Origin of the sequence: Accumulibacter sp. (genome assembly GCF_023806625.1) — a bacterium.
Lineage (GTDB): Bacteria > Pseudomonadota > Gammaproteobacteria > Burkholderiales > Rhodocyclaceae > Accumulibacter.
The window spans coordinates 1-23,978 of sequence record NZ_JAMTDX010000081.1 but is presented as its reverse complement, the minus strand read 5'-3'; the positions used below and the strand labels follow the sequence as shown (position 1 = coordinate 23,978).

Here is a 23,978-nt window from a genome sequence, read left to right as displayed (position 1 = left end):
GACCGTTCAAGAGCCAATCCCCGCAATAAAACAACGCAGATCCCGGGTTAGTTAAAGTGAGTTCTAAAGAATGGCCCCCAAGCGGCCAGGAGGGAAACGCTGGCGGCACCCGAATTGCTCGGGTCAGCGTCGCCGGGCGATCGGAAAGCGAGGGAAAAAGGGAGACGCCGGCGCTGGCCGGACGATGAAGATGGGAAGCCGGCCGATAAGCCGGGTTCTGTCGTGGACAGCCATTCCTCTAGGCGTGCTGTTACCAGCACGCTCGAGCGGCCTACCCGGAAGCAGCGCGAGCCACGCCCGTGCTTCCCTATTTGGCCTTGCTCCGGATGGGGTTTGCCGTGCCGGCCGTGTTACCACGTCCGCGGTGAGCTCTTACCTCGCCGTTTCACCCTTGCCTGCCCTGCGCCTTGGCGAGGACATCGGCGGTTTGCTTTCTGTTGCACTTTCCGTCACCTCACGGTGCCCGGCCGTTAGCCGGCATCCCGCTCTGTGGAGCCCGGACTTTCCTCTCGGCGCCAAGGGTCTTCCCCTTCTTGCCCAGCGGCTGCCTGGCCGACTTCCCGACGTGATTATCCACTCAATCGACGATCGGTGCACCTGGTCCGACCCGGCGCCACGCCAAGCCGGTTGCTCGCCGCCACTTTCTTGCTGGCCAACGGGTCAGCCGCCGGATCGCGCGGTGGGCTGTCGACCGGGCTCCGGAAACGTCGGCTGCCGGCGGCCTGCCCGGAACTGCCAGGGATCGTCGTAGTACGCGGGGCTCTCGCTTTCCGGCGTGACTCCCGGAAGGCCGAGCAGCGGCAGCGGCTGAAAGTGCCGCGGATCCCCGTGCGCACCAGCAGCAAGTTGGTCGGCAAGCCGGCGGTCGACGGCGGCGACCTGTGCGGCCAACGGCCGTTCGAGCCACGCTTCTTCCTCGCCGTACAGGATGGCTTTGCCAGTCAGCCCGCGAAAGGGGCGCTGGAGTTGCTCGTAGAGGGCGTGGCCGACGACGAAGCAGCGCAGTTGCCGCCGGAGGTCGTCTCGTCGCTCCCAGAACAGGCTTTTCCATTGGAAGCTGCGCATCAGTTCGAGCAGTCCACGTTCGGCCGAGACGACGATCACACCACATTCGTCGAAGTGGGTCATCGCGTCGCGCTCGCGGCCGCGAGCAGCATTCCGGCCCGGCACAGCGCGAACGTGTCGGGCGTTCAGGGCCGCCTTGGTCAGCGGGAAAGTCAGCCAGACCAGCGCGTTGAACAGGTCGTGCGGGTTTCCCGGGCGAGTCGCCACCTCACCGTGCAACCAGATCCGCTGCTCATACTCCAGTCCGTCGGGCCGTGGAGGCCGGAAGCGGACCGGCTGGCCGCTGCCAGTACCTATGCCGCGAGCTGAACTCAGGGCATTGAGGATCAGCTCGTCGGGCTGAGGACCGATCTCTTTGAGCAGCGGCCTGATCGGCTCGAAGAGTCCACTGCACGCGAGGGCGTCGCCGGAGTTCACCGTCCAGCAGGGGTTTCCGGTGGAGCGCCCTCTGCCGCCTTCGGCGTCGAAACGAAGACGAACTGGCCTCCGCGCATCTGGAAGCTTCCCTGGAGGGCGCCAGTTCCACCTTCGGGCTCGGCCTCGAGCCTGGCGAAACCCTCGCAGGTGCGCGTTTCGACGACGTACATACGCTTGCCCTGCCTGAGGATCCAGGCATCGTTCCCCGGGGAGTACACCTCGACTCTGCTGTCCGCACCGCCGGCACCGAGGTCGTGTCGTCTCTGGCATTCGGGAAGGCGTGCGGCGACGAGCGAATAGCGCGCGGTCTTCTCCCAGGGAAAGGTCTGCACGCGAATCAGGGTCAGCGAATGCTGGGCCGACCCTTCGATCTCGAAGGCTGCACGGTGGTCCGAGCAGGCGGCGAGCAGCAGTACGAGGATCACCGACCAAGCGGAGCCCAGCGGCAATCGCCTGTCCGTCGGCCGGCCCGCGCCGTCGCGGCCGACCGCCTGCCCTGTCGACCGGTCGGCCGCACCGTGCCTGCCTTGCCGGCGGGAGTTCCGGGCGACGCTCACCCGAGCATCTTCCAGCGCAGCCACTCACCTGCACGCAGCGGCACCAGACTTTCGGTTGCCAGGTAGTCGTAGCTTTCCGGCGCCTGCCAGTCGCTTCGTTCGATCGTCACCTGATCGGTGTTCCTCGGCAAACGATAGAAATCGGCACCGTGGAAGCTGGCGAAGGCTTCGAGGCGGTCGAGTGCGGTGACCGAGGCGAATGCCTCGGCGTACAGTTCGAGGGCGGCGTAAGCCGTATAGCATCCTGCGCAGCCGCAGGCCGCTTCCTTGGTCTTCCGCGCATGTGGGGCCGAGTCGGTGCCCAGAAAGAACTTCGGACTACCGGAACTCGCCGCTCGCAGAAGCGCTCGCCGGTGGCTTTCACGCTTGAGTACCGGCAGGCAGTAGTAGTGCGCGCGGACCCCGCCGGCGAAGATGGCATTGCGGTTGTACAGCAGGTGGTGGGCGGTGATCGTGGCGGCCACTTCCGGGCCGCAAGCGGCGACGAAATCGACCGCGTCGCTGGTCGTGATGTGCTCGAGAACGACCCTCAGGCCTGGGTGCCGGGAGAGCAATGGCTGCAGGATCCGCTCGATGAACACACTCTCCCGGTCAAAGACGTCAACCTCGGGATCGGTGACCTCGCCATGGACGAGGAGCGGGACGCCAAGTTCGGCCATCGCGTCCAGGGTGGCTGCACATCGCTGCAGATCGGTGACCCCGGCATCCGAATGGGTCGTCGCTCCGGCCGGATAGAGCTTGACGGCATGGACGAACCCGCTGTCGGCCGCGCGCCGGATTTCTTCAGGCGGTGTGCCGTCGGTCAGATAGAGGGTCATCAGAGCCTCGAAGCGAGTGTCCCTGGGTAGATGCGCAACGATGCGGGCGCGGTATTCGGCAGCCAACGCTACGGTGGTCACCGGCGGGCGCAGGTTTGGCATGACGATGGCGCGAGCGAACTGGCGTGCGGTGTGCGGCACGGTCGTCGCCAGAGCCTGGCCATCGCGCAGATGGACGTGCCAGTCATCGGGCCGGGTAAGCGTGATCTGCATCTGTCTCGAGGTCCGCGGGGATGCCGAAATTCTAGATGATTTGCCGGCAGAATGGATCGGCGGACGGTTCGGAAGCGCCACTCCCGCCCGCAAGGACGGGCCACGCGCGAGCCGTCCTGCCCGGGCAGCTACGGGCCGTTCTCCTGCCAGCGCAAGGCTGTCGCATAAAGCGTTCCCCTGGCCACGCCGGTGATCTCGTGTGCCAGACGAACGGCGCGAGTCAGGGGCAGGCCCTCGCCGAGCAGCAGTTTCAACACCCTTTCACCTGCGGCATCCTCGATCGTCGCCTCGGCTGCAGAAACGATCAGCACGAACTCGCCGCGCTGGCGATTCGCGTCAGCGAGCAGCCATGCCCTGGCTTCGCCGATGCGGCAGCTGTGGATCTGTTCGAACACCTTGGTCAATTCCCGGGCCACGACCAGTGTACGTGCCGGCCCGAAAGCTTCAGCGAGAGCATCGACCGTCGCCAGCAGTCGGTGCGGCGCCTCGTAGAAGACCAGCGTGTAGGGTAGCCGGACGAGTCCGCGCAGGGCGTTCGCGCGTTGCGTGGCCTTGCTTGGCAGAAACCCGTAGAAGAGAACGTGCCTCGCGTCGACTCCCGCTGCGGAGAGCGCGACCACCGCTGCACAGGGGCCAGGAACCGGGACGACCCGGTAGCCCGCGGCGCGCACTCTGCTGACGACGCGTGCGCCAGGGTCCGAGATCCCCGGCGTCCCGGCGTCGACCACCAGGGCCACCGACTCGCCGCCAGCGAGTCTGGCCACGATCTGTTGCGCCGCGCTCTCTTCGTTGTGCTCATGAGCGGGCAGCAGTCGGGCGCTTGCAGCGCAATGACGAAGCAGCGGCGCGCTGTGACGGGTGTCCTCCGCGGCCACCCAGGCGACGCGCCTGAGCACTTCGATCGCACGCTGGGTCAGGTCGCCGAGATGACCGAGTGGCGTGGCAACGACGTATAATGCGGGTGATTCGTCCGTCATGGATGGGTTTCCCGATGAATGGCAAGGAAGCGACGCGAGCTCAGGTCCGGCAAACGGGTCGGGTGGGCCAGCTGGCTGAGGATCTCGCTGCCCGCTTTCTCGAAGCGCAAGGCCTGATCGTCCTGGCCCGCAATTATCGCTGTCGCGGCGGCGAGGTGGACCTGATCTGCGGCGACCGGCAGGTGCTCGTCTTCGTCGAGGTCCGGCTACGGCGGAACCGGGACTTCGGCGGCGCAGCAGCCAGCATCACCGGGACCAAGCAGCGGCGCGTGATCTGCGCCGCGAGTCATTACTTGGCCACGCGTTGCAGCATGGAGCGTGAATGCCGATTCGACTGCGTTCTTCTCGACGGCCTTTCGGAAACGGCCATCGAATGGCTGCGCGATGCTTTCTCGTAAGCTCAGTGGCCTTCTGGCCATTCTCGCAAGCTTCTGCGCGCTGGCTGGCGAGGCGGTCAAAATCCTCGTCCAGAGTTCGCCGCTGGCGGGCAGCCAGTATTACGCAGTCAGCGACCTGTGGTCGCAGATGCGGACAGGAGATCGGCTCGCGCTGGTTCGTGAACCAGATAACCCACACGACGTCAACGCCGTTCGCGTCGAGTGGAACGGCCGTAAACTGGGCTACGTCCCGCGCGCCGAGAACCGCGCCGTGGCTCGAGCCCTCGACGATGGACAGCGTGTCGAGGCGCGTGTCTCGAAGCTCCGCAAGGACCCCGATCCGTGGCGTCGCGTCGAGTTCGAAGTCTTCCTGATTCTCTGATGTTAGAATTCCCGCGTTCCTGACGTTTCGCCATCGAGCCCATGGATCTCAGTTCCCGCATTACCCAGCATTTCCGGGACAGCGCGCAGACCAAGCTGGATGCGGCCGAACTGCTCGCCTTGCCGGTTGCTCGCGCCGTCGAGCTGATGGTTGGCTGTCTGCTCAACAATGGCAAGATTCTCGCCTGCGGGAACGGCGGTTCGGCTGCCGATGCTCAGCATTTCGCTGCCGAACTCGTTGGCCGTTTCGAGATCGAGAGGCATGAACTCGCGGCGATCGCCCTGACCACCGACACCTCGATTCTTTCGGCTATCGCCAACGACTATGGGTATCAGGCAGTCTTCGCCAAACAGGTGCGTGCCCTGGGGCAGTCTGGCGACGTGCTCCTGGCCATCTCCACATCCGGTAACTCGCCAAACGTCGTCGAGGCGATCCGCGCGGCGCACGACAACGAGCTGCGAGTCGTTGCGCTGACCGGCAGGGAGGGTGGAACCATCGGTGAGATGCTTGGCGAGGCAGATGTCCATGTCTGCGTGCCTGCCCAACGCACGGCGCGGGTCCAGGAGACCCACCTGCTGGTCATCCACTGCCTGTGCGACGGCATAGACCACCTGCTGATGGGGAGCGACGAGTGAACAGGCTGTCGGCAGTCGGCGTGCTGCTCGGCGCGCTTGTCCTGCCTGTGCTTCAGGGTTGTCTGCCAGTGCTCGCGGCAAGCGCCGCGACGGGGGGAGCGATGGCTGCCGTCGACCGGCGTTCGCTCGGTACGCAGACCGACGATGAAACGACGGAATGGAAGGCCAGCGCGCGGGCGACCGAGCAATTCGGGGACCGGGCGCACCTCAACTTCACCAGCTACAACCGCAAGGTGTTGATCACCGGCGAAGTGGCGTCGCTCGAAATGAAGACCGAGGTCGAGAGCCTGGTCGCCAGCCTGCCTCTGGTACAGGGAGTCTACAACGAGGTCACGGTCGGCCCGCCGACTTCGTTGACCACACGTAGCAACGATGCCTACCTCACCACACGGGTCAAGGCTCGATTCGTCGATTCGGGCAAGTTCAATCCCGTACGTGTCAAGGTGGTGACCGAAGCGGGTGTTGTCTATCTACTGGGTCTCGTGACCCAGTCGGAGGCCGACTCGGCGGTCCAGGTGGCGCGGACGACGAGTGGCGTGGTCAAGGTCGTGACGCTGATGGAAATCATTTCTCCGGCCAAGGCTCGCGAGTTCGACGGCTCGGCACCTCGGTCGGACACTCCGCCGGCGGGTTCCTCGTTGTCCGGCGGCTAGGACACGCTCGCCAGGAGGCGCGGGCGGTCGCGCGGCTCAGGCCGGGGCACCGCGCTCGACGATTACGCCCACTCGCTGCACGCCGCGCATCATCCCGAGCTTGGCGACCGAGACACGCACCCATGTGGCGCCAAAATCTTCCAGCAGCAGTGTGGCGACGTGTTCCGCGAGTCGTTCGAGAAGGTTGAATTGCCGCACGGCCAGTTCGCCGCGCAGACGGTCGACGACGACGGCGTAATCGATCGTGTCGCGAATGTCGTCGCTGGCTCCGGCGCTGGCGGTCGTCGTGCCGATCTGCAACGAGATCTCGACGGTCTGCGGCATGGCCTGCTCCCTAGGATAAATGCCGATCAGTGTCGTGGCGCGAAGGTCGTCGATGAAAATGATGTCCATTGGGTGGCGACTTTGCAGGGATCGAGGGCAGCTTGGCAAGACTCGACGCTGGCGGGTATGGGTTCGACCGGACGACGGGCAATCGCCTGGAAGCTCGCGCTGCGCGACAGTCGCGTTACCCGGCGCGTCGGCCAGCCGTGGACCGGGCCAATGAGCGCAGCACAGTCAGCGATCGCCGATCCCGTCGCCCGGCCATCGCCGAGCACTGGCCACGACTTCGGCGCAGGCTTCCGGGTCGGTGTAGAATGAGCCGACGCGCGCCAGGTTGCCGCGGAGAAAGCGCACGTATTCTAACCCAGAGGATCCTCGACTCCGCGTTCGCTTTCCGATGTCCACGACACTGATTACCCTGTTTGCCGTTCTCGCTGCCTACCTGCTCGGGTCGGTCCCGTTCGCCGTGCTGGCGAGCCGCGTTTTCGGGCTCGCCGATCCTCGAACTTATGGTTCGAAGAACCCCGGGGCGACGAACGTGCTTCGTGCGGGTCACCGGGGGGCAGCCGCACTCACGCTGGTCGGCGATGCCGGCAAGGGATGGCTTGCCGTCTTCCTCGCTGACCGATGTCTGGTGGCTTACGGTCTGGATCCCCAGGTCGTCGGCCTGGTCGCACTGGCGGTCTTCTTCGGGCATCTCTACCCGGTATTCCTCGGATTCAGGGGCGGCAAGGGGGTCGCGACGGCCGCTGGCGTGCTGCTGGCGATCGACGTCTGGCTCGGGCTGGCGGTGCTCGCCACCTGGCTGGCCACTGCCATCGCGCTGCGCTACTCCTCGCTGGCGGCGCTGGTCGCGGCGACGGCTGCTCCGCTCTACGCCCTGCTGATCTGGGGGGGCAATGCTCTGGTTCTGGTCATCGGGATCATCGCCATGGCCCTGGTCGGCAAGCACTGGCAGAACCTGCAACGTTTGATCGCCGGTCAGGAACCGAAGATCGGCGCGGGAAAGAGCTGAGAGGTCGTCAGGCAGTCGTCGCGAGTTGGCCGAGATGGCCGGCGCCAGGGAAGGGCAAGGTCCCTTCCTTTCCCTCCTGGAGCGAGCGACGATGCCTATCAAATGGACAGGCGATGAGTGAGCGAGCGGGCAAGACCGCGGATTGGCCGCGCGGTCGATTCATTCACGAGCTCTGACCGGACTGCGCCCCTTCCTGGGGACTCGATCGTCGTTCTGCGCACCAATCGTGTGCTCGGCGCTGCGTTCTTGGGGAATCGACGCTCATCGTTATCGATTGCCGTTCCGGTCGGCGGCGTGTGCAGCATCACACCCAAACTGGCCGGTTGTCCCCGATTCCTTCCGCCCGAGCGCGTCGCCCGGCCTGACCGGCGGACGACCACTTCCAGGCGTGGCGATCCTGCCTGACGCGTAGACTGCTCGCCGAGGCGTCCAGCTGTCCGCCATCCCGTCGTGTTCGCGACCTTGGCCGGACGCGCATCGAGTGTCCGCGGCCGGAGCGCGGTTCGCCGGTACCCGGAGGATCCTCCCCTCGCTCCCTGCCTCCGCTCGCACCTCGGTCGGCATGCAACTTGCTTCGGCCTGTCACTGACAGACCCCAGACAGCCGGATCGGCCGTCAGGCGTGGCAGCAGACGCGACGCTGCGCCGATCGCTGCGCAGGGGGCGTTGATCTGACGGAGCGAATCGAACATGAAGGCCGCCAATTTCCTGCGATGCTCCCCGATGACCGCTGCGCCCGATGCTCGCCACCACGATCGCTCTCCGGGCGAAGCGCAGGCGTGGGTTGTGGGGTCGGTGCGGCAGTCGGTGGGTGACTGGTCGCGGGCCCCCGGCCAGGCAATTGTCCTCGCTTTCCCGCTGCCGATGAGGAACTCCCGGCGATGAAGACCGAGACCGCCGCACGCCAGGCGCTGATCGCTCGCCTGCGCGCGCGGCTCAGGGACGGCCAGCATGCGATCAGCGAACGGTTTCTCGCCGACAACGACGCTGCGTCGCTGCTCGGAGCGCGCTGTCGGCTGGTCGACGCGGTGCTCGGCGAACTGTGGAGTGAACTGGCGATTCCGGCGTCGCTGTCGCTGGTCGGTGTCGGAGGCTATGGCAGGGGAGAACTCTACCCCGCCTCCGACATCGACGTGCTGATTCTGCTTCCCCAACGGCCGGACAGCGTGCTCGTCGCGCGCCTTGAACAACTCGTCTGCATGTTCTGGGACATCGGGCTGGAAACCGGGCACAGCGTGCGGACGATAGAGCAGTGCGTCGAAGAAGTGGCGGGAGACACGACCGTGCAGACCGCGCTGATCGAGGCGCGTCTCGTCGCGGGTGATCCTCGCCTGTTTGCCGGCTTCCAGTCGATCCTCGCCAGAACGCTCGATCCGCCTGCGTTCTACCAGACCAAGCGGATCGAGCAGGTCGATCGGCACCAGCGGTTCAGTGACACCGCGTACAGCCTCGAGGCGAACTGCAAGGACGGTCCCGGAGGACTTCGTGACCTGCAACTGATCCTCTGGGTTGCCCATGCGGCAGGCTTTGGCCACAGCTGGCAGGACCTCGAGGCCCGGGGCTTCATCACCCGCGAGGAGAAACTGCTGCTGCAGGCGTCGGAAGGCTTCCTGAGCCGCTTGCGTACACACCTCCACCTGCTCGTCGGGCGTCGTGAGGACCGTCTGCTCTTCGAGTATCAGACGTCCCTCGCCGAGAGACTGGGCTTCGTCGCCAACGAGACCAGACGGGCAAGCGAGCAGCTGATGCAGGAGTACTACCGTCGGGCGAAAGCGGTGACCCAGATCAACGCGATCGTTCTGCAGAACATCGGGACGGCGCTGTTTCCGTCGCCGGACAGCTCCCCCCAGCCGATCAGCGCCGATTTCCGCAAAGTCCATGAGTTCCTCGACATCGGTGACGAGGCGCTCTTTGCAAATCGCCCTTCGGCCATCCTCGAGGCATTCCTGCTGCTGCAGCGGCTTCCCGAACTCAAGGGCCTGAGTGCCGCAGCGCAGCGTTCCCTGTGGCGAGCGCGGCGGCTGGTCGACGATCAGTTCTGCAGCAACCCGGCGAATCGTGCGCGCTTCCTGGAATTGTTCAGGAATGGGCGGGCCCTGCCGCAACTGCTGCGCCAGATGAACGACTCGGGAGTCCTTGGCCGCTACCTGCCCGCTTTCGGACGAATCGTCGGGCAGATGCAGCACGACCTGTTTCACGTGTACACGGTCGATCAGCATATCCTGCAGGTCATCCGCAACCTGAACCGCTTCGCTGTCGAGGAGTTTGCTCACGAGTATCCCCTGTGCAGCCGCCTGATCAGCGACCTCGGCAAACCCTGGATCCTCTATCTTGCCGCCCTCTTCCACGACATTGCCAAAGGGCGCGGCGGCGACCACTCGGAACTCGGTGGCGAAGACGCGCGACACTTCTGTCTCGATCACGGCCTTGACGAGGAGGATGCCGAACTCGTCGTCTGGCTCGTCCAGCAGCATCTCCTGATGTCGCGCGTCGCGCAGAAGCAGGACATCAGCGACCCTGACGTCGTCGCGCGTTTTGCGAGGGCGGTTGGTGACGAACGACACCTGACCGCGCTTTACCTGCTCACCGTGGCCGACATCCGCGGTACGAGCCCGAAGGTCTGGAATACCTGGAAAGGGCAACTCCTCGAACAGCTGTTCGATGCCACCCGGCGCCAACTTCTGTCGAACGAATCGGCGTTCCTTGCGAGCGGGGTGATTGCCCGTCGGCAGAGGGAAGCGAGGCGACGAATGCGTTACCTCGCTTTGCCTGAAGGGGCGCACGACCGGTTGTGGAGTCAACTCGATACCGTCTACTTTCTGCGCCAGTCGGCAGAGGAGATCGCCTGGCACGCGCGAGTACTGCACGATCAGCTCGAATCCGGAAAGCCCGTGGTCAGCGTTCGTCTCAATCCGCAGGCTGCTGGCCTCGAGGTGCTCGTATACACGCCCGACCAGCCGGATCTCTTCCTGCGCATGGTCGGGTTCCTCAGCCGTGCCGGGTACAGCATTGTCGACGCCCGGATCCACACGACGCGGCATGGCTATGCGCTCGACACCTTCGTGCTCCTCGAGGTCGGCGACGGCGCACACGATCGCGAGATGATCAGCTACATCGAGCACGAACTCGCCGATCGCCTGGCCGGAGGGGCTCCGGTGGACGTACCGGCGAACGGTCGGTTGTCGCGCCAGGTGCGGCATTTTCCGATCGAGCCGGTGGTCAGCATCCAGCCGCTGGTCAGCCTCGAGTCCGACGACAGCGGAGAACTGTTCGTGCTGACCGTTGTCGCCGCCGATCGTCCGGGCCTGCTGTTCCTGATTGCCAGGGAACTGGCCGGCCATCGGGCGAACGTCCACACAGCGAAGATCGCCACTCTCGGGGAGCGTGTCGAAGACACGTTCCTGATCAGCGGCCAGGTGCTCGAGGACAGCACGGGACGCGTGCGGCTCGAGACCGATCTGCTGCGACAGTTGCAGGTGCGTGTCGCCGAGTCCCCGGGGCGACCGGCAGCCGTGGCGAGTCCCTGCTGACCAGCAGTCCAGCACCATGCCGGGACCTGCCTCCTTTTCTCCCTTCGACCCTCGCCCGTCGTCGTGCCGGAGTCCGCCCTGTCGATCCATGATTGTGCTCGATCACCGGAGCCGCCGGCGCGAGTCTCTGCCGGTCAGCCAAGGCCGGCCACGCCGAACTGGCTACGGCCGGCAGCTGTCTTGCCCGACGCCCTTGAGCGCAGGCCGGTGAAATGCAGGATCGCTCCGCCGACGGTGAATGCGCCGTTCCGTTTACGCTAGACTTGCGGCGCTCCCAAGACCCCCGAGCACCGAAATTCCTGCTCCCGTCCGCATTGCGCATGTCGCTTACCCTGCTTTCGAGTTACCCGAGGAAGGCCGACCGCTTCGACGAAATGCTCGCCGAAGACGGTGGTGTTCGCCCATCGTGGCAGGGCTTCGTCGCTCATCTCGAGGCCGCCACGACTGAGCAGATGCGCCATCGGATCGACTACGCGCGGCGTCGCATTCTCGAAAACGGGGTCACGTACAACGTCTATGCCGACCCAAAGGGCGCCGACCGCCCGTGGGAACTCGATCCGCTGCCGTTGATCCTCTCGGCCGATGAATGGCGGCAGCTGGCCAGCGCGGTCACTCAACGTGCCCGGCTGCTCAACGCGGTACTCGGCGACCTCTACGGCTCCCAGCGCCTGCTGAACGACGGCAGCCTGCCGCCGGCGCTCGTCTTCGGTCATAACAACTATCTGTGGCCGTGTCAGGGAATCCATCCGCCTGGCGGCACCTACCTGCACCTCTATGCGGCCGATCTGGCGCGCTCACCCGATGGCCAGTGGTGGGTGATCGCCGATCGTACGCAGGCACCGTCAGGTGCGGGCTACGCGCTCGAAAACCGGACGATCGTCGGTCGCGTCTTCCCTGAACAGTTTCGTGACCTCCACGTCGAGCACCTCGCCTCCTTCTTCCGCGACTTTCAGGACAGTCTCGCTTCATGGGCTGCTCCGTCAAGCGAAGCGCCGCTGATCGTCCTGCTGACCCCGGGGCCATACAACGAAACCTATTTCGAGCACGCCTATCTGGCCCGCTATCTCGGCTTCCCGCTGGTCGAGGGACATGATCTGACCGTCCGCGGCGCACGTGTCTTCCTCCGCACGTTGCGTGGCCTGCGGCGAGTCCATGCAATCCTGCGCCGTCTCGACGACGACTACTGCGACCCTCTCGAACTGCGCAGCGACTCGGCACTTGGCATTCCCGGCCTGCTCCAGGCCGTCCGCGCCGGTAACGTTCTGGTCGCCAACGCGCTCGGGAGCGGCCTGCTCGAGTCACCCGCCCTCCCCGGATTTCTCCCGGGTGCCTGCGAGAAGCTGCTCGGCGAGACACTGGCGATGCCGTCGGTGGCCACCTGGTGGTGCGGCGAGCGAGCTGCGCTGGAGTTCACGATCGAGCACCTCGATCGCCTGGTGATCAAGGGTTCGTATCCTTCACAGCGCTTTGACCCGGTCTTCGGCAATGAGCTCTCTGGCGGCCGGCGCGAGCAGATGATCGAGCGTCTGATGGCGCGTCCCCAGGCCTACGTCGCGCAGGAACTGGTCAACTTCTCGCAGGCGCCGACCTGGAGCAGGCAGCACGAGCGCCGCCTGCTGCCCCGCGGCGTCGGCCTGCGCGTGTTCGTTGCAGCGACACCGTCGGGTCACGTGGTGATGCCCGGCGGCCTGACCCGGGTCGCTGGCGCATCCAATGCTCGAGTGATTTCGATGCAGCGCGGTGGCTCGAGCAAGGACACCTGGGTGCTGACCGAGCAGGCGGTGAATACCTTCAGTCTCCTCAAGCAGTCGGTCGGCAAGGCGGACCTGGTGCGCGGCGGCTGCAATCTGTCTTCGCGCGTCGTCGAGAACCTGTACTGGTTTGGTCGCTACTCCGAGCGCTGCGACAAGACCTCGCGTCTTCTCCGCGTTGCACTCTCCCGGCTCGTCGACGGAGGCGCCGATACGCTGCCGGCGTTGATCTCGGCGGTCGATCTGGCTGCCGAGCTCCGTCTCCTGCCGGAAGTCGAGGCCAGGGACGCCGACAAAAAGGTTACGGGCGGCAGGGTTCGACCGGTGGCCGATACCCGTTTGCCGCAAGCCACCCGGGTTCTCGCCGCGATCTGCAGCGACGAATGGAGTGCCGGTCTTGCCGGAGACATCCGTCGCCTCCTGTGGGTCGCGACACAGGTCCGCGAGCGCTTTTCGCTGGACAACTGGCACGCGATCAACTACCTGCAACGCCAGGTCAAGCGGTACGGCGAGGCGGTTGCCGATGGTGCCCATCCCGAGCTCAGCGACGCCCTGGCTTTTCTCGATCAGGTCCTGCTCACTTCGTCGTCGCTGGCCGGTTTCGCGATGGACAACATGACGCGCGACGACGGCTGGCGTTTCCTGATCATCGGCCGGCGCATCGAGCGTCTGATCTTCCTGGCCGGCGCGATTACCGGATTCCTGCGCCTCGAGTCGACGCGCGCATCGGGAAGCCTGGAATGGCTGCTCGAACTGACCGACAGCATCATCACTTACCGCTCGCGCTACATGACTCAGCCACAGCTTCTGCCGACGCTCGACCTGATCGTCTTCGACGAAGGCAACCCCCATTCGGTCGCTTTCCAGGTCCAGATTCTCGTGCGCTACCTGGACAATCAGGCGCGTCTGCTCGGCGGTCCCCGAGACGAGACGCTGCGCCTCCATCTCGGCCGGCTACACGCGTTCGACCTTGGCCGCTACGAGGGGCAGAGCTTTGTCGAGTGCCGTGGTTGCGATCCGTGCCGGGATCTCGCCGAATTGCTCGACGCGATCTCGACTGCCGCTGCCTCGTTGTCCGACCGGCTGGCCATGCGTTACTTCAGCCACGTCGCTGACGTCAGCCGGCAGACCTTCGCCGCGTGATCCGGATGAAGCATCCTGCCGTCCGCTATCACGTTCTCCACGAGACGCGCTACAGCTACGAGAGCCCGGTTTCCCTCTCGCGCCAGCTGCTCCATCTCACCCCGCGCGAATGTCGCTGGCAACATTGCCTCGAGCACGCGATCAGCGTTTCGCCCGAGCCGAGCGTGGTGCGCGAGCGCACCGACTGCTTTGGCAATGCGGTCCGTGAACTGGCCCTCGAATTCCCTCACGATGACCTGCAGGTGCACGCCGAGAGCACGATCGACGTCTTTTCGCGTTCGACGGAAGGTGCCTCGTCGGCTTCCGGGACGGGGACGCACCGGTGTGCCGCAGACGAACCCGATACCTGTCTGCCGGTGTCTCCAGCGTGGGAGGCGGTTCGCGACGCGCTGGCTTACGGCGCGCGGCCGGTTCTGCTCGAAGCGAGCCGCTTCCAGTTCGAATCGCCGCATGTTCGTGTCAAACGCGAATTCGCCCGCTACGCACGCGAGAGTTTCGACGCCGGCCGACCGCTGTTCGAGGCTGTGCACTCGCTGATGAGCCGCATCCATGAAGAGTTCAGCTTCGATCCCGAGGCGACCACGGTGGCCACGCCGGTTCTCGAGGTACTTGCCGAGCGGCGCGGCGTCTGCCAGGATTTCGCGCACCTGATGCTCTCCTGTCTGCGCTCGCTGGGACTCGCTGCTCGCTATGTCAGCGGTTACCTGCTCACCCATCCGCCGCCGGGGCAACCGCGAATGGTTGGCGCGGACGCCTCGCACGCCTGGGTTTCGGTCTATTCGCCAAGCGACGGGGAAGGGAACTGGGTGGATTTCGATCCGACGAACTGCCTCCTTCCGGATGTGCAGCATATCACCCTGGCCTGGGGCCGTGATTTTGCCGACGTTTCACCGCTGCGCGGGGTCATCCTCGGCGGAGACACGCACGAACTCGAGGTCGCGGTCACCGTGACCCCGCTCGCGGACGCTTCCTGAGCAGGTCTGCGCGAAGATTGCGCCAGTGCTTTTCGACGCCGACGATCAGGTACGCCAGTGTGCCGACGGCCAGGATTTCGAGCCATTCGGGCCCCCCGATCGGCGCCGTCGCGAAAAGGCGGTTCATCACCGGCCAGTAGGTGAGCAGCGCCTGGAGGACGGCCATCACCAGGACGCCGTACCAGACGGCCGGGTTCGAGAACAGACCGATGTGCAGCGCGGAGAACTTCAATGAACGGCAGTTGAACAGGTACATCGCCTGGACGACGACGAAGACATTGACGGCCACTGTGCGTGCCTCGGCCAGCGGGTGGCCCTGGGCCAGTTCGACGAGAAAGAGACCAAAGGAACCGGCGAGGAGCAGTACGCCGAGCAGGACGATCCTCCAGAGCAGCGCGGCGTCGAGAATCTGTCTGGAAGGCGGACGTGGCGGGCGATGCATGACTCCGTGCTCGATCGGTTCGAAGGCCAGCATCAGGCCGAGGAACACCGCCGTGGTCATGTTGATCCACAGAATCTGCAAGGGTGTGATCGGCAGCGTGGCGCCGGCGATGACCGCCGCGACGATCACCAGTCCTTCACCGAAGTTGGTCGGCAGGGTCCAGGTGATGAACTTGACCAGGTTGTCGTAGACGCCACGGCCTTCCTCGATCGCTGCCTCGATGGTCGCGAAGTCGTCGTCGGTCAGGACCATGTCGGCCGCTTCCTTGGCGACTTCGGTGCCGCCGAGACCCATGGCGATACCAATGTCGGCCTGCTTGAGTGCTGGCGCGTCGTTGACGCCGTCACCGGTCATGGCCACGACCTCGCCGTTGCTCTGCAGTGCGCGGACCAGGCGAAGTTTCTGTGCCGGGTCGACTCGCGCGAACACGTTCACCCGGGCGACCGCGGCGTGCAGTTCGTCGTCTGCGAGCGCGGCCAGTTCGCGGCCGCTGAGCGCTGCTTCGCCACTGCGCGTAATGCCCAACTGGCGGGCGATCGACAGCGCCGTCACGGCATGGTCGCCGGTGATCATCTTCACCGTGATTCCCGCGGAGTGGCATGTGCGTACCGCAGAGATGGCTTTCGGACGGGGCGGATCGACCATTCCGACCAGCCCGATGAACTGCAGTCCCCGATCGGGGCTCTTCGCATCGAGGGCCTCGAGTGATGGCGAGACCAGGCGGGCCACGGCCAGAACGCGCAGACCCTCGGCCGCCATGCTGCGCGCCACCTGTTCGATTTCCTCGCGACGCAGCGCCGTCGCCTGCCCTTTGCGGTCGAGCATGCTGATCGAGCGTGCGAGCAGTTGCTCGAGCGCTCCCTTGAAGTAGGCCAGGCGCACGCCCTCGATGTCGTGCAGCGTGGCCATGTACTGGCGGGCCGAGTCGAAGGGGATCTCGTCCAGGCGCCGGAACATCTTCTGCAGCGTCCGCTCGTCCAGGCCAGCCTTGCGTGCGACGACGAGCAGCGCTCCTTCGGTCGGGTCGCCGACCACTTCCCAGGAGCGGCTGCTCTTGCCCAGGCCGGCATCGTTGCACAGTACTCCGGCCAGGAGGCATTCGCGCAGGGCGCCGTCGATCGCCGCTCCATCGCCAATCCTGCCCGCTGGAGAGTAGCCGCTACCGCTGACCACGAGGCGTACGCCGCCGGCGTAGATTTCGCGAACGGTCATCTGGTTCTCGGTCAGCGTCCCGGTCTTGTCCGAACAGATCGTCGTCGTGCTGCCCAGTGTCTCGACCGCCGGCAGCTTGCGGATGATCGCCCGCCGTCTGGCCATTCGCGACACACCGATGGCCAGCGTGATCGTCACCGCGGCCGGGAGCCCTTCGGGAATCGCGCCGACGGCGAGCGCGACCGCAGCCATGAACATGGCGAAGACCGATTCACCCCGCCAGATGCCGACGGCGAAGGTGAGCAGGGCAAGCAGACCGATGGCCAGCAGGAGCCAGTTGCTGAACGCGGCCATCTTGCGTGTGAGGGGTGTGCGCATGTCCGGCGCCTCGGCAATCAAGCGCGAAATTCGGCCGGTCTCGGTATGATCGCCGGTGGCGACGACGACGCCGGAACCCTGGCCGCTGATCATCACCGTTCCGGCATAAGCCATGTTGCTGCGTTCGGAAAGCAGCGTGTCGTGTGGCAGGGCCTCGTCCTGCTTGGCCACGGCGGTCGATTCGCCGGTCAGGGCAGCTTCCATCGCCTGCAGCTCCCGGGTGTGAAACAGGCGCAGATCAGCGGGTACCTTGTCTCCGGCAGTCAGCAGAACGACATCGCCAGGGACCAGTTCAGTCGAGGAAAGGCGCCGTTTGGAGCCTCCGCGCAACACGGTCACTTCGCTGATCACCGAGCGGGCCAGGGCGGCGAGTGCGCTTTCGGCCCGACCTTCCTGAATGAACCCGATCAGGGCATTGATCAGCGTGACGCCGAAAATGACGCTGGCGTCGACCCACTCGCCGAGCAGCATGGTGACCAGACTGGCCACCAGCAGGACCAGGACGAGTGGCTGCACGAACTGCAGCGCAAGACGCAGCAGGGGGCTTCTGCCCGGGCGCGGGGTGATCCGGTTCTCGCCATGGGCCGCACGGCGGCTGGCCACCTGATCGTCAGCGAGGCCGTCGGTGAAGCTGGCCGCCAGGCGATCTGCCGCTTCGTCCGCGGGCAAGCCGTGCCAGGCGACCGGGCCGACCGATTGAGTAGTCCGTGTCACGGCAGTTCTCCGGACAGGTCAGCAAAAGCGCGCTGTGGCGCAGAGAGCTCGTCGGAGCCCGGGGGCGGTGGGTATGGGTGGGCTCAATCTGACGCTCAACGGAATTCCCGGGACGCGCTGCCATCCTTTGGATTACCATTGTAGGCAGTACGGTCGACAAACAACAGCCGGGCGAGCGCTGCGGGTCCGCTCAGGCTGCAGCGGCCGAGGCGAGGAGGCCGCGGTCTTGAGCCGCATTCTCTTTCGACGGCCAGCCGCGGCGTTCGTGCGAGATCAGGGCAGGATCGGGTGAAGGTTTGGAAGCGATGGGATGAGTCGGGGTCGAAGGCGTGGGGTGCTGCTCGTCGGGATGCTGCTGATGCTGGTCACGGCGGGGCCCGGTCAAGCGCACCCGGTCACCGACGCAGAAGCGTCGCCGCAGGCGGTCACCGACGCCACACTTTCGGCAGCGGGCGTCGCGGACCTGTCACCCGGTCCGCTGCAACCGATCGATGGCCTGCCCAGCCGGGATGAAGCCCATTGGTCGGATGGACCGGAGCTGGGGCGAGCGCCCTTCGACACGGGGCATTCGCTCGACAGTCTCGATGATGCCGATTCTCTGACTGCTGCGCTGCGGCCGCAGAACCGCCGCCCCTCGCGAAAGAACCCTTCTCCTGCTGCGGGGTCGAGCCCCGCTGCCTCGAGTCTGCTTCCTCAGCCCGCGGAAGATCTCGCGCTGGCCATCCGACAGTTGCAGGAGACCTTGGCCAGCGAAATTGCCGACTCGCTCGATGTCCGCAAAGCCGACGACGGCCGGGTCAATTTCTCCGTCGCCGGGGTCGAGGGCTTCCATGTCTCCACTGGCAGCAGGGTCAGCGTCGGCTACGCCGACGTCTCGGTGGACTTCGGCGAACGCTTTGACAAAGCCGTCGGCGCGTTGCCTGGTCAAGGGGCGGCGCTACCGATGGCTGGCCAGCCGTTGCCTCCCCAGGCCACGGCCACTCGCGAAATCTTCGCGTTCCTCGGCGAAGTGATCCAGTATCCGCTGTTCTGGGTGCTCGTTCTGTTGTTGCTCGCCGGCAAGATTGGCTGGCTGGTCTTCAGCTATCGCGAGCGGCGAAGGCGCCGCCGCGTCCGGTCGAAGCAACGGCCGCTGCACCAGGCCAAGGGGGCACACGTTCGCGTCCGCGTACGCAAGAGGATTCGCTACCGCCTCGGTCATGCACCGCCAGGCGGCGGGATTCCGGAAGTCCCGAGATCCTGAACGGGGTTGTGAGAAGTCGTCGCCAGCACGCCGGGATGCCCAGCGCGAGCGAGTCAGCGATGAGCCCTGTCAGATCGACAGGCGAGCAATCCGTCAGCGCGCCGCCGATGGCGCAGATGACTCGCCCAGCGCATTCACTGACAACCTCGCTGCCGGGTAACCGCGTCGGCCATGCAGTATACTGAGCTTGATGCTGCGGTCTCGCGAGGATCTCGCGGCGTTCCTTCACTCTCCCCTACCTTCTCAGGAATTCATCATGTTGCAGAAGTCTGCGTCCTTTCCAGGGATCCAGGGTCCCGTAGTGACGATCGTGATGGACGGCTACGGCATCGCTCCGAATGACGTGGGCAGCGCGATTGCCGCTGCCCGGAAGCCGGCCCTCGATCGTCTTTTCGCCAGGTATCCGAACATCACTCTGCGTGCCCATGGCATCGCCGTCGGCATGCCTTCCGACGAGGACATGGGCAACTCCGAGGTCGGTCACAACGCGCTGGGCGCCGGGCAGGTCTATAGCCAGGGGGCGGCGCTCGTCGCCGACGCGATAGCTAGCGGCTCGATCTGGCTGGGAAACGCCTGGCGGGAGATCGTCGCCGGCGCCACGGCCGGGCACGGGGTGATCCATTTCATTGGCCTGTTTTCCGACGGCAACGTCCATAGTCACATCGATCACCTGCGGGCGATGGTCCAGCGGGCGAGGGAAGAAGGCGTGCCGGCGGTGCGCATTCACATCCTGCTCGACGGGCGCGACGTCCCGAAAACCAGCGCTCTCGATTACGTTCTGCCGTTCGAGGCCTTCCTCGCCGAGGTCAGCACTGCCGGCTTCGACGCCCGGATCGCCTCTGGCGGGGGACGAATGAACATCACCATGGACCGCTACGAAGCAGACTGGAAGATGGTCGAGAAAGGCTGGTGCACCCACGTTCTCGGCGAGGGCGAGCAATACGACCGCGCCTCGCAGGCGATCGAGGCTTTGCGCGCGCGTCTGCCCGGAACGAACGACCAGGATCTGCCGCCGTTCGTCATCGCCAGCGAGGGTCGGCCGGTGGGGACGATCGAGGACGGCGACTCGGTCGTCTTCTTCAACTTCCGCGGCGACCGGGCGACCGAGATCACGCGTGCTTTCGAGGAGTCGGGCTTCGACAGGTTCGATCGCCGGCGAGTGCCGCGGGTGACCTACGCCGGCATGCTCCAGTACGACGGCGACCTGAAGCTTCCCAAGCGTTTCCTGGTCGACCCGCCAGCCATTCTGGACACCATGGGCGAATGGTTTTCGCGATCGGGCATCACCCAGTTCGCCTGTTCCGAAACGCAGAAGTTTGGGCACGTGACCTACTTCTGGAATGGCAATCGCTCGAACAGGTTCGACGGCGAGACCTATCTCGAAGTGCCGAGCGACATCGTGCCGTTTGAGCAGCGCCCGTGGATGAAGGCAGCCGAGATCGCCGACGCGATGATCGAGGCGCTGCGCAGCCGGAACTACCGGACGCTGCGCTGCAACTTCGCCAACGGGGACATGGTTGGCCACACGGGTCACTTCCGGGCGGCGACGATGGCCATCGAAGCCGTCGATCTCCAGTTGGCGCGGATCTTGCCGGTCATCGAGGCGGTCGGCGGGGTCGCGCTGATCACCGCCGATCACGGCAACGCCGACGAGATGTACGAGATCGACAGGAAGACCGGGCGGCCGGCCGAGAACGCCGATGGTTCGTTCAAGGCCAAGACTTCACATACGCTGAATCCCGTGCCGCTGATCCTCTACGACAACGTGACGGGTGGCCGACTCGGGCTCAGGGCGAGCCCCGCGGCCGGCCTGTCGAACATCGCCGCGACCATCGCGCAACTGCTCGGCTTCGAGAAGCACGCGAAATGGGATGACAGCCTGCTGATCGTTAACTGAGCTCTCACGGCAGGGCTCCGGCTGAGCCGTCTGGCGCGGGCGACGCCGCGCCAGACCGTCTCGGCCTGTCGCCGGCCGAGGCGAACGAGCGAGGCCGCTTATGTGCCCTCTCGTCGGCCGCTCTCAGCAATCCGGCGTCGCAGTCACGATCGTCCGGCTGCAGGCCGTTGCTCGCCTACGCCGGGATTCGGGCCGATGCCGGCGAGCAGGCCCTCGACGTCGACCGCGTCAATCTGTTCGGGCCTCATGAAGCGTCTGGCATACTCGGCGTGCACGCCGGCACGCAGGAAAAGGGCGAACAGATCCGGATCGATGTGCTGCTCGCGCTGCATGCGCGACATGATCGCCAGCGCCTCGGAGAGCGTCTTGCCCTTCTTGTACGGCCGGTCTACGGCAGTCAGTGCCTCGAAAATGTCGGCGATGGCCATCATTCTCGCCAGTGGGCTCATCTGCCCGGAGGTCAGCCGGCGCGGGTAGCCGGTCCCGTCGAGCTTTTCGTGGTGACCGCCGGCGATTTCGGGGACCTGCCGGAGGTGACGCGGAAACGGCAATTGCGAGAGCATGATCAGTGTCTGCACGATGTGCTCGTTGATCTTGTAGCGCTCCTCCTCGCTGAGCGTCCCGCGGCCTGTCGTCAGGTTGTACAGCTCGCCGCGGTTGTAGAGCAGTTCGGGAACCTTCATCCGGAATCCCCAGCGGTTGTCTTCAGGAATCCGGTCGTGCTCCTGGCGCAGTACGCGGTGCTCGCTCTTGTCCGCCAGCAGGGGCTCGACGACCGGCAGGGGCATGCGCGGGGCCTGCGCCTTGCGGCGTTTTTCCTCCTCCGCGATGCCGATTCGGTCGTCCAGCGTACGCAGCCAGGTCCGTCTGGCGATCGCCTGCAGACGCGTGACCTTGTCCGGGGCCATGAACTCGCCACCCTCGTTGCAACTGGCCACGAAAGCGAAGTCATCGTCGATCTGCCGGAGCTCGCTGTCCAGGCGGTCGCGCGCCGCGCGCCCGCTCTCGCCGCGAGCAATGGCTTCCAGGCAGCGGATCTCCGCGTCGCGCTTGAGCACTTCGAAGCGCATGCGGATCTCGTGGATTCGATCATGGATCGTCTCCAGTTTCGTCGCCTTGTCGACCACGTACTCGGGTGTCGTCACCTTGCCACAGTCGTGGAGCCAGGCCGCGACATGGACAGCCTCCCAGTCGTCTTCGCCGAGTGCAAAGTCCCGGTACGGACCGCTGGTCGCCTCACAGGCGGCGCGAGCGAGCATCTTGGTCAGTTCGGGAACTCGGGCGCAGTGTCCCCCCGTATAAGGGCTCTTGGCGTCGATCGCCGAAGCGATCAGCTGGATGAACGCCTCGAAGAGATCCTTTTGCGCCTTGATCAGGGACTTGCTTTCGAGCGACACGGCAGCCGACGCCGACAGCGCCCGGACAAAGCTGAGCTGGCCGCTGTCCGTCGGGCCGACACAGAAGAGGAGCATTACACCGAGGAGTTCGCCCTTGCGGCTGCGCAGCGGCACGGCGATGGCATGCGTGGCGTCTGGCAGTTCGCCAGGCGGCATGCGCAGGCAGGTGCGATCCTCGCTGGTCAGGCGGGCTGCCCGGGCGATGCCGTCGGCGAGTGCGGCGCCGAGCAGGGGTCCGGCACTCGCGCCATCGAGCGCAGACAGGTCGGCAGGCATCTGCCTACCCCGGTCATCGACCGCCGCAGCCGGCCTGAGCTCCTGGTCGTCGGCCAGGTACAGCACTCCGGCATGCGTGCCCGATACCCTGAGGGTCTCGATCAGCAGCCGGGGCAGCAGGCGGTCGAAATTCTGTTCGGCGGCAACGGTCTGAGTAATTTCGAGAAAGCGGTGGATCGTCCGTTTCATTCCTTCCATGGTCATGGCCAGTTCGCTGACTTCCCTGATCGAAGAGTCGAGGACGATCGGGTGGGCGAACTCGAAGTGGCGGATCGCCTCGGCTTCTCCCGCCAGACTCCGTAGCGACCGGGAAACGCTGCGCGCGAGCAGCCAGGTCAACGGGAAGGCGAGCAGCAGGACGAGCAGCGTCGCCGCTGCCGAGTGCCGGATCAGTCGCAGTGCGCCGGCCATCAGCTCGTTCTCGGGGATGGCGATGGCCAGGTAGAGCGGGGGAATGCCTTCCAGGCTCAGGGCGTTCAGCGAGGCCCGCCAGGTCTGGCCGTCGACCGAGAACCGTGAACCCCGCCGAGTGGCGTCGTCGATCTGCCGGAGCGCGCCGAGCAGCGGCGCCAGCGCGGCCGAGCCGACCTGGTCGAGCCGTGCCAGCGTCGGCATGCCGTCAGCCCGAGCCGTTTTCAGCAGGATCCTGTCGGGTTCTTCGTAGGCGAGCAGGTAACCGTCCTGGTTGACCAGCGCCATTTCACTGCCCGGGGTGACCTTCATGCTCGCCAGAGTCTTGCCGAGGGTGTGCAGCAGGATGTCCGCACCGACCACAGCCCGGGCATTGGCCGTGCGCAGCGCCAGCGTCGTACCCACTCTCTGGCTCGGGAAGAACAGGTAGGGCGGAGTCTTGATCGGTGTCGGCGAGCGCAGCCCCTGGATGAACCATGGCCTTTGCCGGGGATCGTAGGTCGCCGGATAATCGGGCCGGTCGTCCTCGCGGAGCACCTTGAGCCCGTGGTCGAGATAGATGAAGCGACCGCGCGCGACGGCGCCTCGACGCTCGATGCTCTGGACGACGTAGGCGGCCCCCGCCGGCGCGCGGGCGGCCTCGGTGGCGCTTCCCTGGCCGATCCGGCCGAGCAGGAAGAAGCTGCCGCCGTCGTCACCGATGTACAGCGAGGACAGCGCCGGCGAGCTGTCGAGAGCCTGACGCAGAAAGCCGATGCTTTCGAGGCGTTCCTCGAACGAAGCAGCGGTCGCCGCACGATGCAGGCTGAGCAGCCGCGTGGCCACCTCGGCAGGCTCGATGATGCGCCGCATCTCGAGCAGCGCGTGCTCGCTGATTCGCGCGGTCAGATCAGCAGCAGATGTGTCCAGGAGCTCGCGGCTGAGCCCGTAGCCGATCCCGCCGAGGGCCCCGGCGACGAGGATGATCAGCGCGAGAAACAGCGTCGAGATGTGGATGTGCAGCGGGTAACGGGGGCGCATCGGGCGGGGCTCGTGGCTGTCGGAAGGATGGGCGAACGATACCCAAAAAAATGCAGCCTCGTGCGCCCCTTGCCGGGCTTCCGGTCGCCGGCCGGACGGCGCACCGGCGGGGCCGGCCGGCGTCTCCGGCGTGCTCGCGGCGACTTTCGCGGATTCTTCGGCTTCGTTACCGTGAAAGCCCCCCGAGGTAGCGACGTGCCTATGCCTGCTGACGAGCA

General features: G+C 65.7%; 17 protein-coding genes and 1 other RNA gene. 10 read left to right on the top strand and 8 right to left on the bottom strand.

The genetic code is table 11. The features are described 5' to 3' along the window. Window positions 1-190: 190 nt before the first annotated feature. The 5 genes from rnpB to rsmI form a co-directional block, all read right to left on the bottom strand. Window positions 191-560: RNase P RNA component class A (rnpB, locus tag NFW05_RS13240), an RNA gene on the bottom strand. A 100-nt stretch (window positions 561-660) separates the two neighbouring features. Then, window positions 661-1,482 carry a DUF3025 domain-containing protein gene (locus NFW05_RS13235; RefSeq protein ID WP_295307627.1) on the bottom strand — a complete coding sequence of 274 codons (822 nt, stop codon included), beginning with the start codon at window positions 1,480-1,482 and terminating at the stop codon, window positions 661-663. Beyond that, entirely contained in the window at window positions 1,479-1,931 is a 453-nt protein-coding gene (locus NFW05_RS13230; protein ID WP_295307624.1) for a hypothetical protein, read from the bottom strand. The genes NFW05_RS13235 and NFW05_RS13230 overlap by 4 nt, the downstream gene beginning before the upstream one ends. 104 nt (window positions 1,932-2,035) lie before the next feature. Continuing rightward, the gene (pyrC, locus tag NFW05_RS13225) at window positions 2,036-3,070 is read right to left on the bottom strand and encodes a dihydroorotase (RefSeq protein WP_295307621.1); all 1,035 of its coding nucleotides are present in this window, start codon (window positions 3,068-3,070) and stop codon (window positions 2,036-2,038) included. A gap of 128 nt (window positions 3,071-3,198) precedes the next feature. Next, window positions 3,199-4,047 (bottom strand): 16S rRNA (cytidine(1402)-2'-O)-methyltransferase, encoded by an 849-nt coding sequence (rsmI, locus tag NFW05_RS13220; protein WP_295307618.1) that lies wholly within the window; start codon window positions 4,045-4,047, stop codon window positions 3,199-3,201. A 14-nt stretch (window positions 4,048-4,061) separates the two neighbouring features. Here rsmI and NFW05_RS13215 point away from each other — a divergent pair, with 14 nt between their 5' ends. Genes NFW05_RS13215 through NFW05_RS13200 form a run of 4 tightly spaced genes read left to right on the top strand, consistent with a single transcriptional unit; the run spans window position 4,062 to window position 6,094 of the window. Then, complete coding sequence (locus tag NFW05_RS13215) at window positions 4,062-4,445, top strand: YraN family protein (protein ID WP_295307615.1); 384 nt, start codon at window positions 4,062-4,064, stop codon at window positions 4,443-4,445. Then, window positions 4,432-4,806, top strand: coding sequence for an HIRAN domain-containing protein (locus tag NFW05_RS13210; RefSeq protein ID WP_295307612.1), 375 nt, complete (start codon window positions 4,432-4,434; stop codon window positions 4,804-4,806). The genes NFW05_RS13215 and NFW05_RS13210 overlap by 14 nt, the downstream gene beginning before the upstream one ends. A 41-nt stretch (window positions 4,807-4,847) precedes the next feature. Further along, window positions 4,848-5,441: a phosphoheptose isomerase gene (locus NFW05_RS13205; RefSeq protein ID WP_295307609.1), complete on the top strand. Its 594-nt coding sequence runs from the start codon at window positions 4,848-4,850 to the stop codon at window positions 5,439-5,441. Further along, window positions 5,438-6,094 (top strand): BON domain-containing protein, encoded by a 657-nt coding sequence (locus NFW05_RS13200; protein ID WP_295307606.1) that lies wholly within the window; start codon window positions 5,438-5,440, stop codon window positions 6,092-6,094. Before NFW05_RS13205 ends, NFW05_RS13200 begins: the two co-directional genes overlap by 4 nt. 36 nt (window positions 6,095-6,130) lie before the next feature. On the opposite strand, the gene NFW05_RS13195 is transcribed toward NFW05_RS13200, so the two are convergent. Then, window positions 6,131-6,487 (bottom strand): dihydroneopterin aldolase, encoded by a 357-nt coding sequence (locus tag NFW05_RS13195; RefSeq protein ID WP_295307603.1) that lies wholly within the window; start codon window positions 6,485-6,487, stop codon window positions 6,131-6,133. Window positions 6,488-6,815: 328 nt separating this feature from the next. On the opposite strand from NFW05_RS13195, the gene plsY reads away from it, so the two are divergent. From plsY to NFW05_RS13175, 4 genes are all read left to right on the top strand, one after another. After that, window positions 6,816-7,433: a glycerol-3-phosphate 1-O-acyltransferase PlsY gene (gene plsY, locus NFW05_RS13190; RefSeq protein ID WP_295307600.1), complete on the top strand. Its 618-nt coding sequence runs from the start codon at window positions 6,816-6,818 to the stop codon at window positions 7,431-7,433. Between the two features lie 880 nt (window positions 7,434-8,313). Then, window positions 8,314-10,962 carry a [protein-PII] uridylyltransferase gene (locus NFW05_RS13185; RefSeq protein ID WP_295307597.1) on the top strand — a complete coding sequence of 883 codons (2,649 nt, stop codon included), beginning with the start codon at window positions 8,314-8,316 and terminating at the stop codon, window positions 10,960-10,962. A 320-nt stretch (window positions 10,963-11,282) separates the two neighbouring features. Next, window positions 11,283-13,856, top strand: a complete 2,574-nt coding sequence (locus NFW05_RS13180; protein ID WP_295307594.1) for a circularly permuted type 2 ATP-grasp protein — start codon at window positions 11,283-11,285, stop codon at window positions 13,854-13,856. A 5-nt stretch (window positions 13,857-13,861) separates the two neighbouring features. Next, a complete protein-coding gene (locus NFW05_RS13175) occupies window positions 13,862-14,830 on the top strand; it encodes a transglutaminase family protein (RefSeq protein WP_295307591.1) in 969 nt (322 codons plus the stop codon). On the opposite strand, the gene NFW05_RS13170 is transcribed toward NFW05_RS13175, so the two are convergent. Further along, on the bottom strand, window positions 14,799-17,516 hold the full coding sequence (locus NFW05_RS13170; RefSeq protein WP_295307588.1) for an HAD-IC family P-type ATPase: 2,718 nt from the start codon (window positions 17,514-17,516) through the stop codon (window positions 14,799-14,801). The two genes, NFW05_RS13175 and NFW05_RS13170, sit on opposite strands and share 32 nt — an antisense overlap. Before the next feature lie 310 nt (window positions 17,517-17,826). Between NFW05_RS13170 and NFW05_RS13165 the strand changes: the two genes are divergently transcribed. Together NFW05_RS13165 and gpmI are read left to right on the top strand one after the other, a co-directional pair. Then, entirely contained in the window at window positions 17,827-18,759 is a 933-nt protein-coding gene (locus NFW05_RS13165) for a hypothetical protein (protein WP_295307585.1), read from the top strand. Between the two features lie 256 nt (window positions 18,760-19,015). Then, on the top strand, window positions 19,016-20,656 hold the full coding sequence (gene gpmI, locus NFW05_RS13160) for a 2,3-bisphosphoglycerate-independent phosphoglycerate mutase (protein WP_295307582.1): 1,641 nt from the start codon (window positions 19,016-19,018) through the stop codon (window positions 20,654-20,656). 143 nt (window positions 20,657-20,799) lie between these two features. On the opposite strand, the gene NFW05_RS13155 is transcribed toward gpmI, so the two are convergent. Next, a complete protein-coding gene (locus NFW05_RS13155) occupies window positions 20,800-23,760 on the bottom strand; it encodes an HD domain-containing phosphohydrolase (RefSeq protein ID WP_295307580.1) in 2,961 nt (986 codons plus the stop codon). Between the last annotated feature and the right edge of the window lie 218 nt (window positions 23,761-23,978).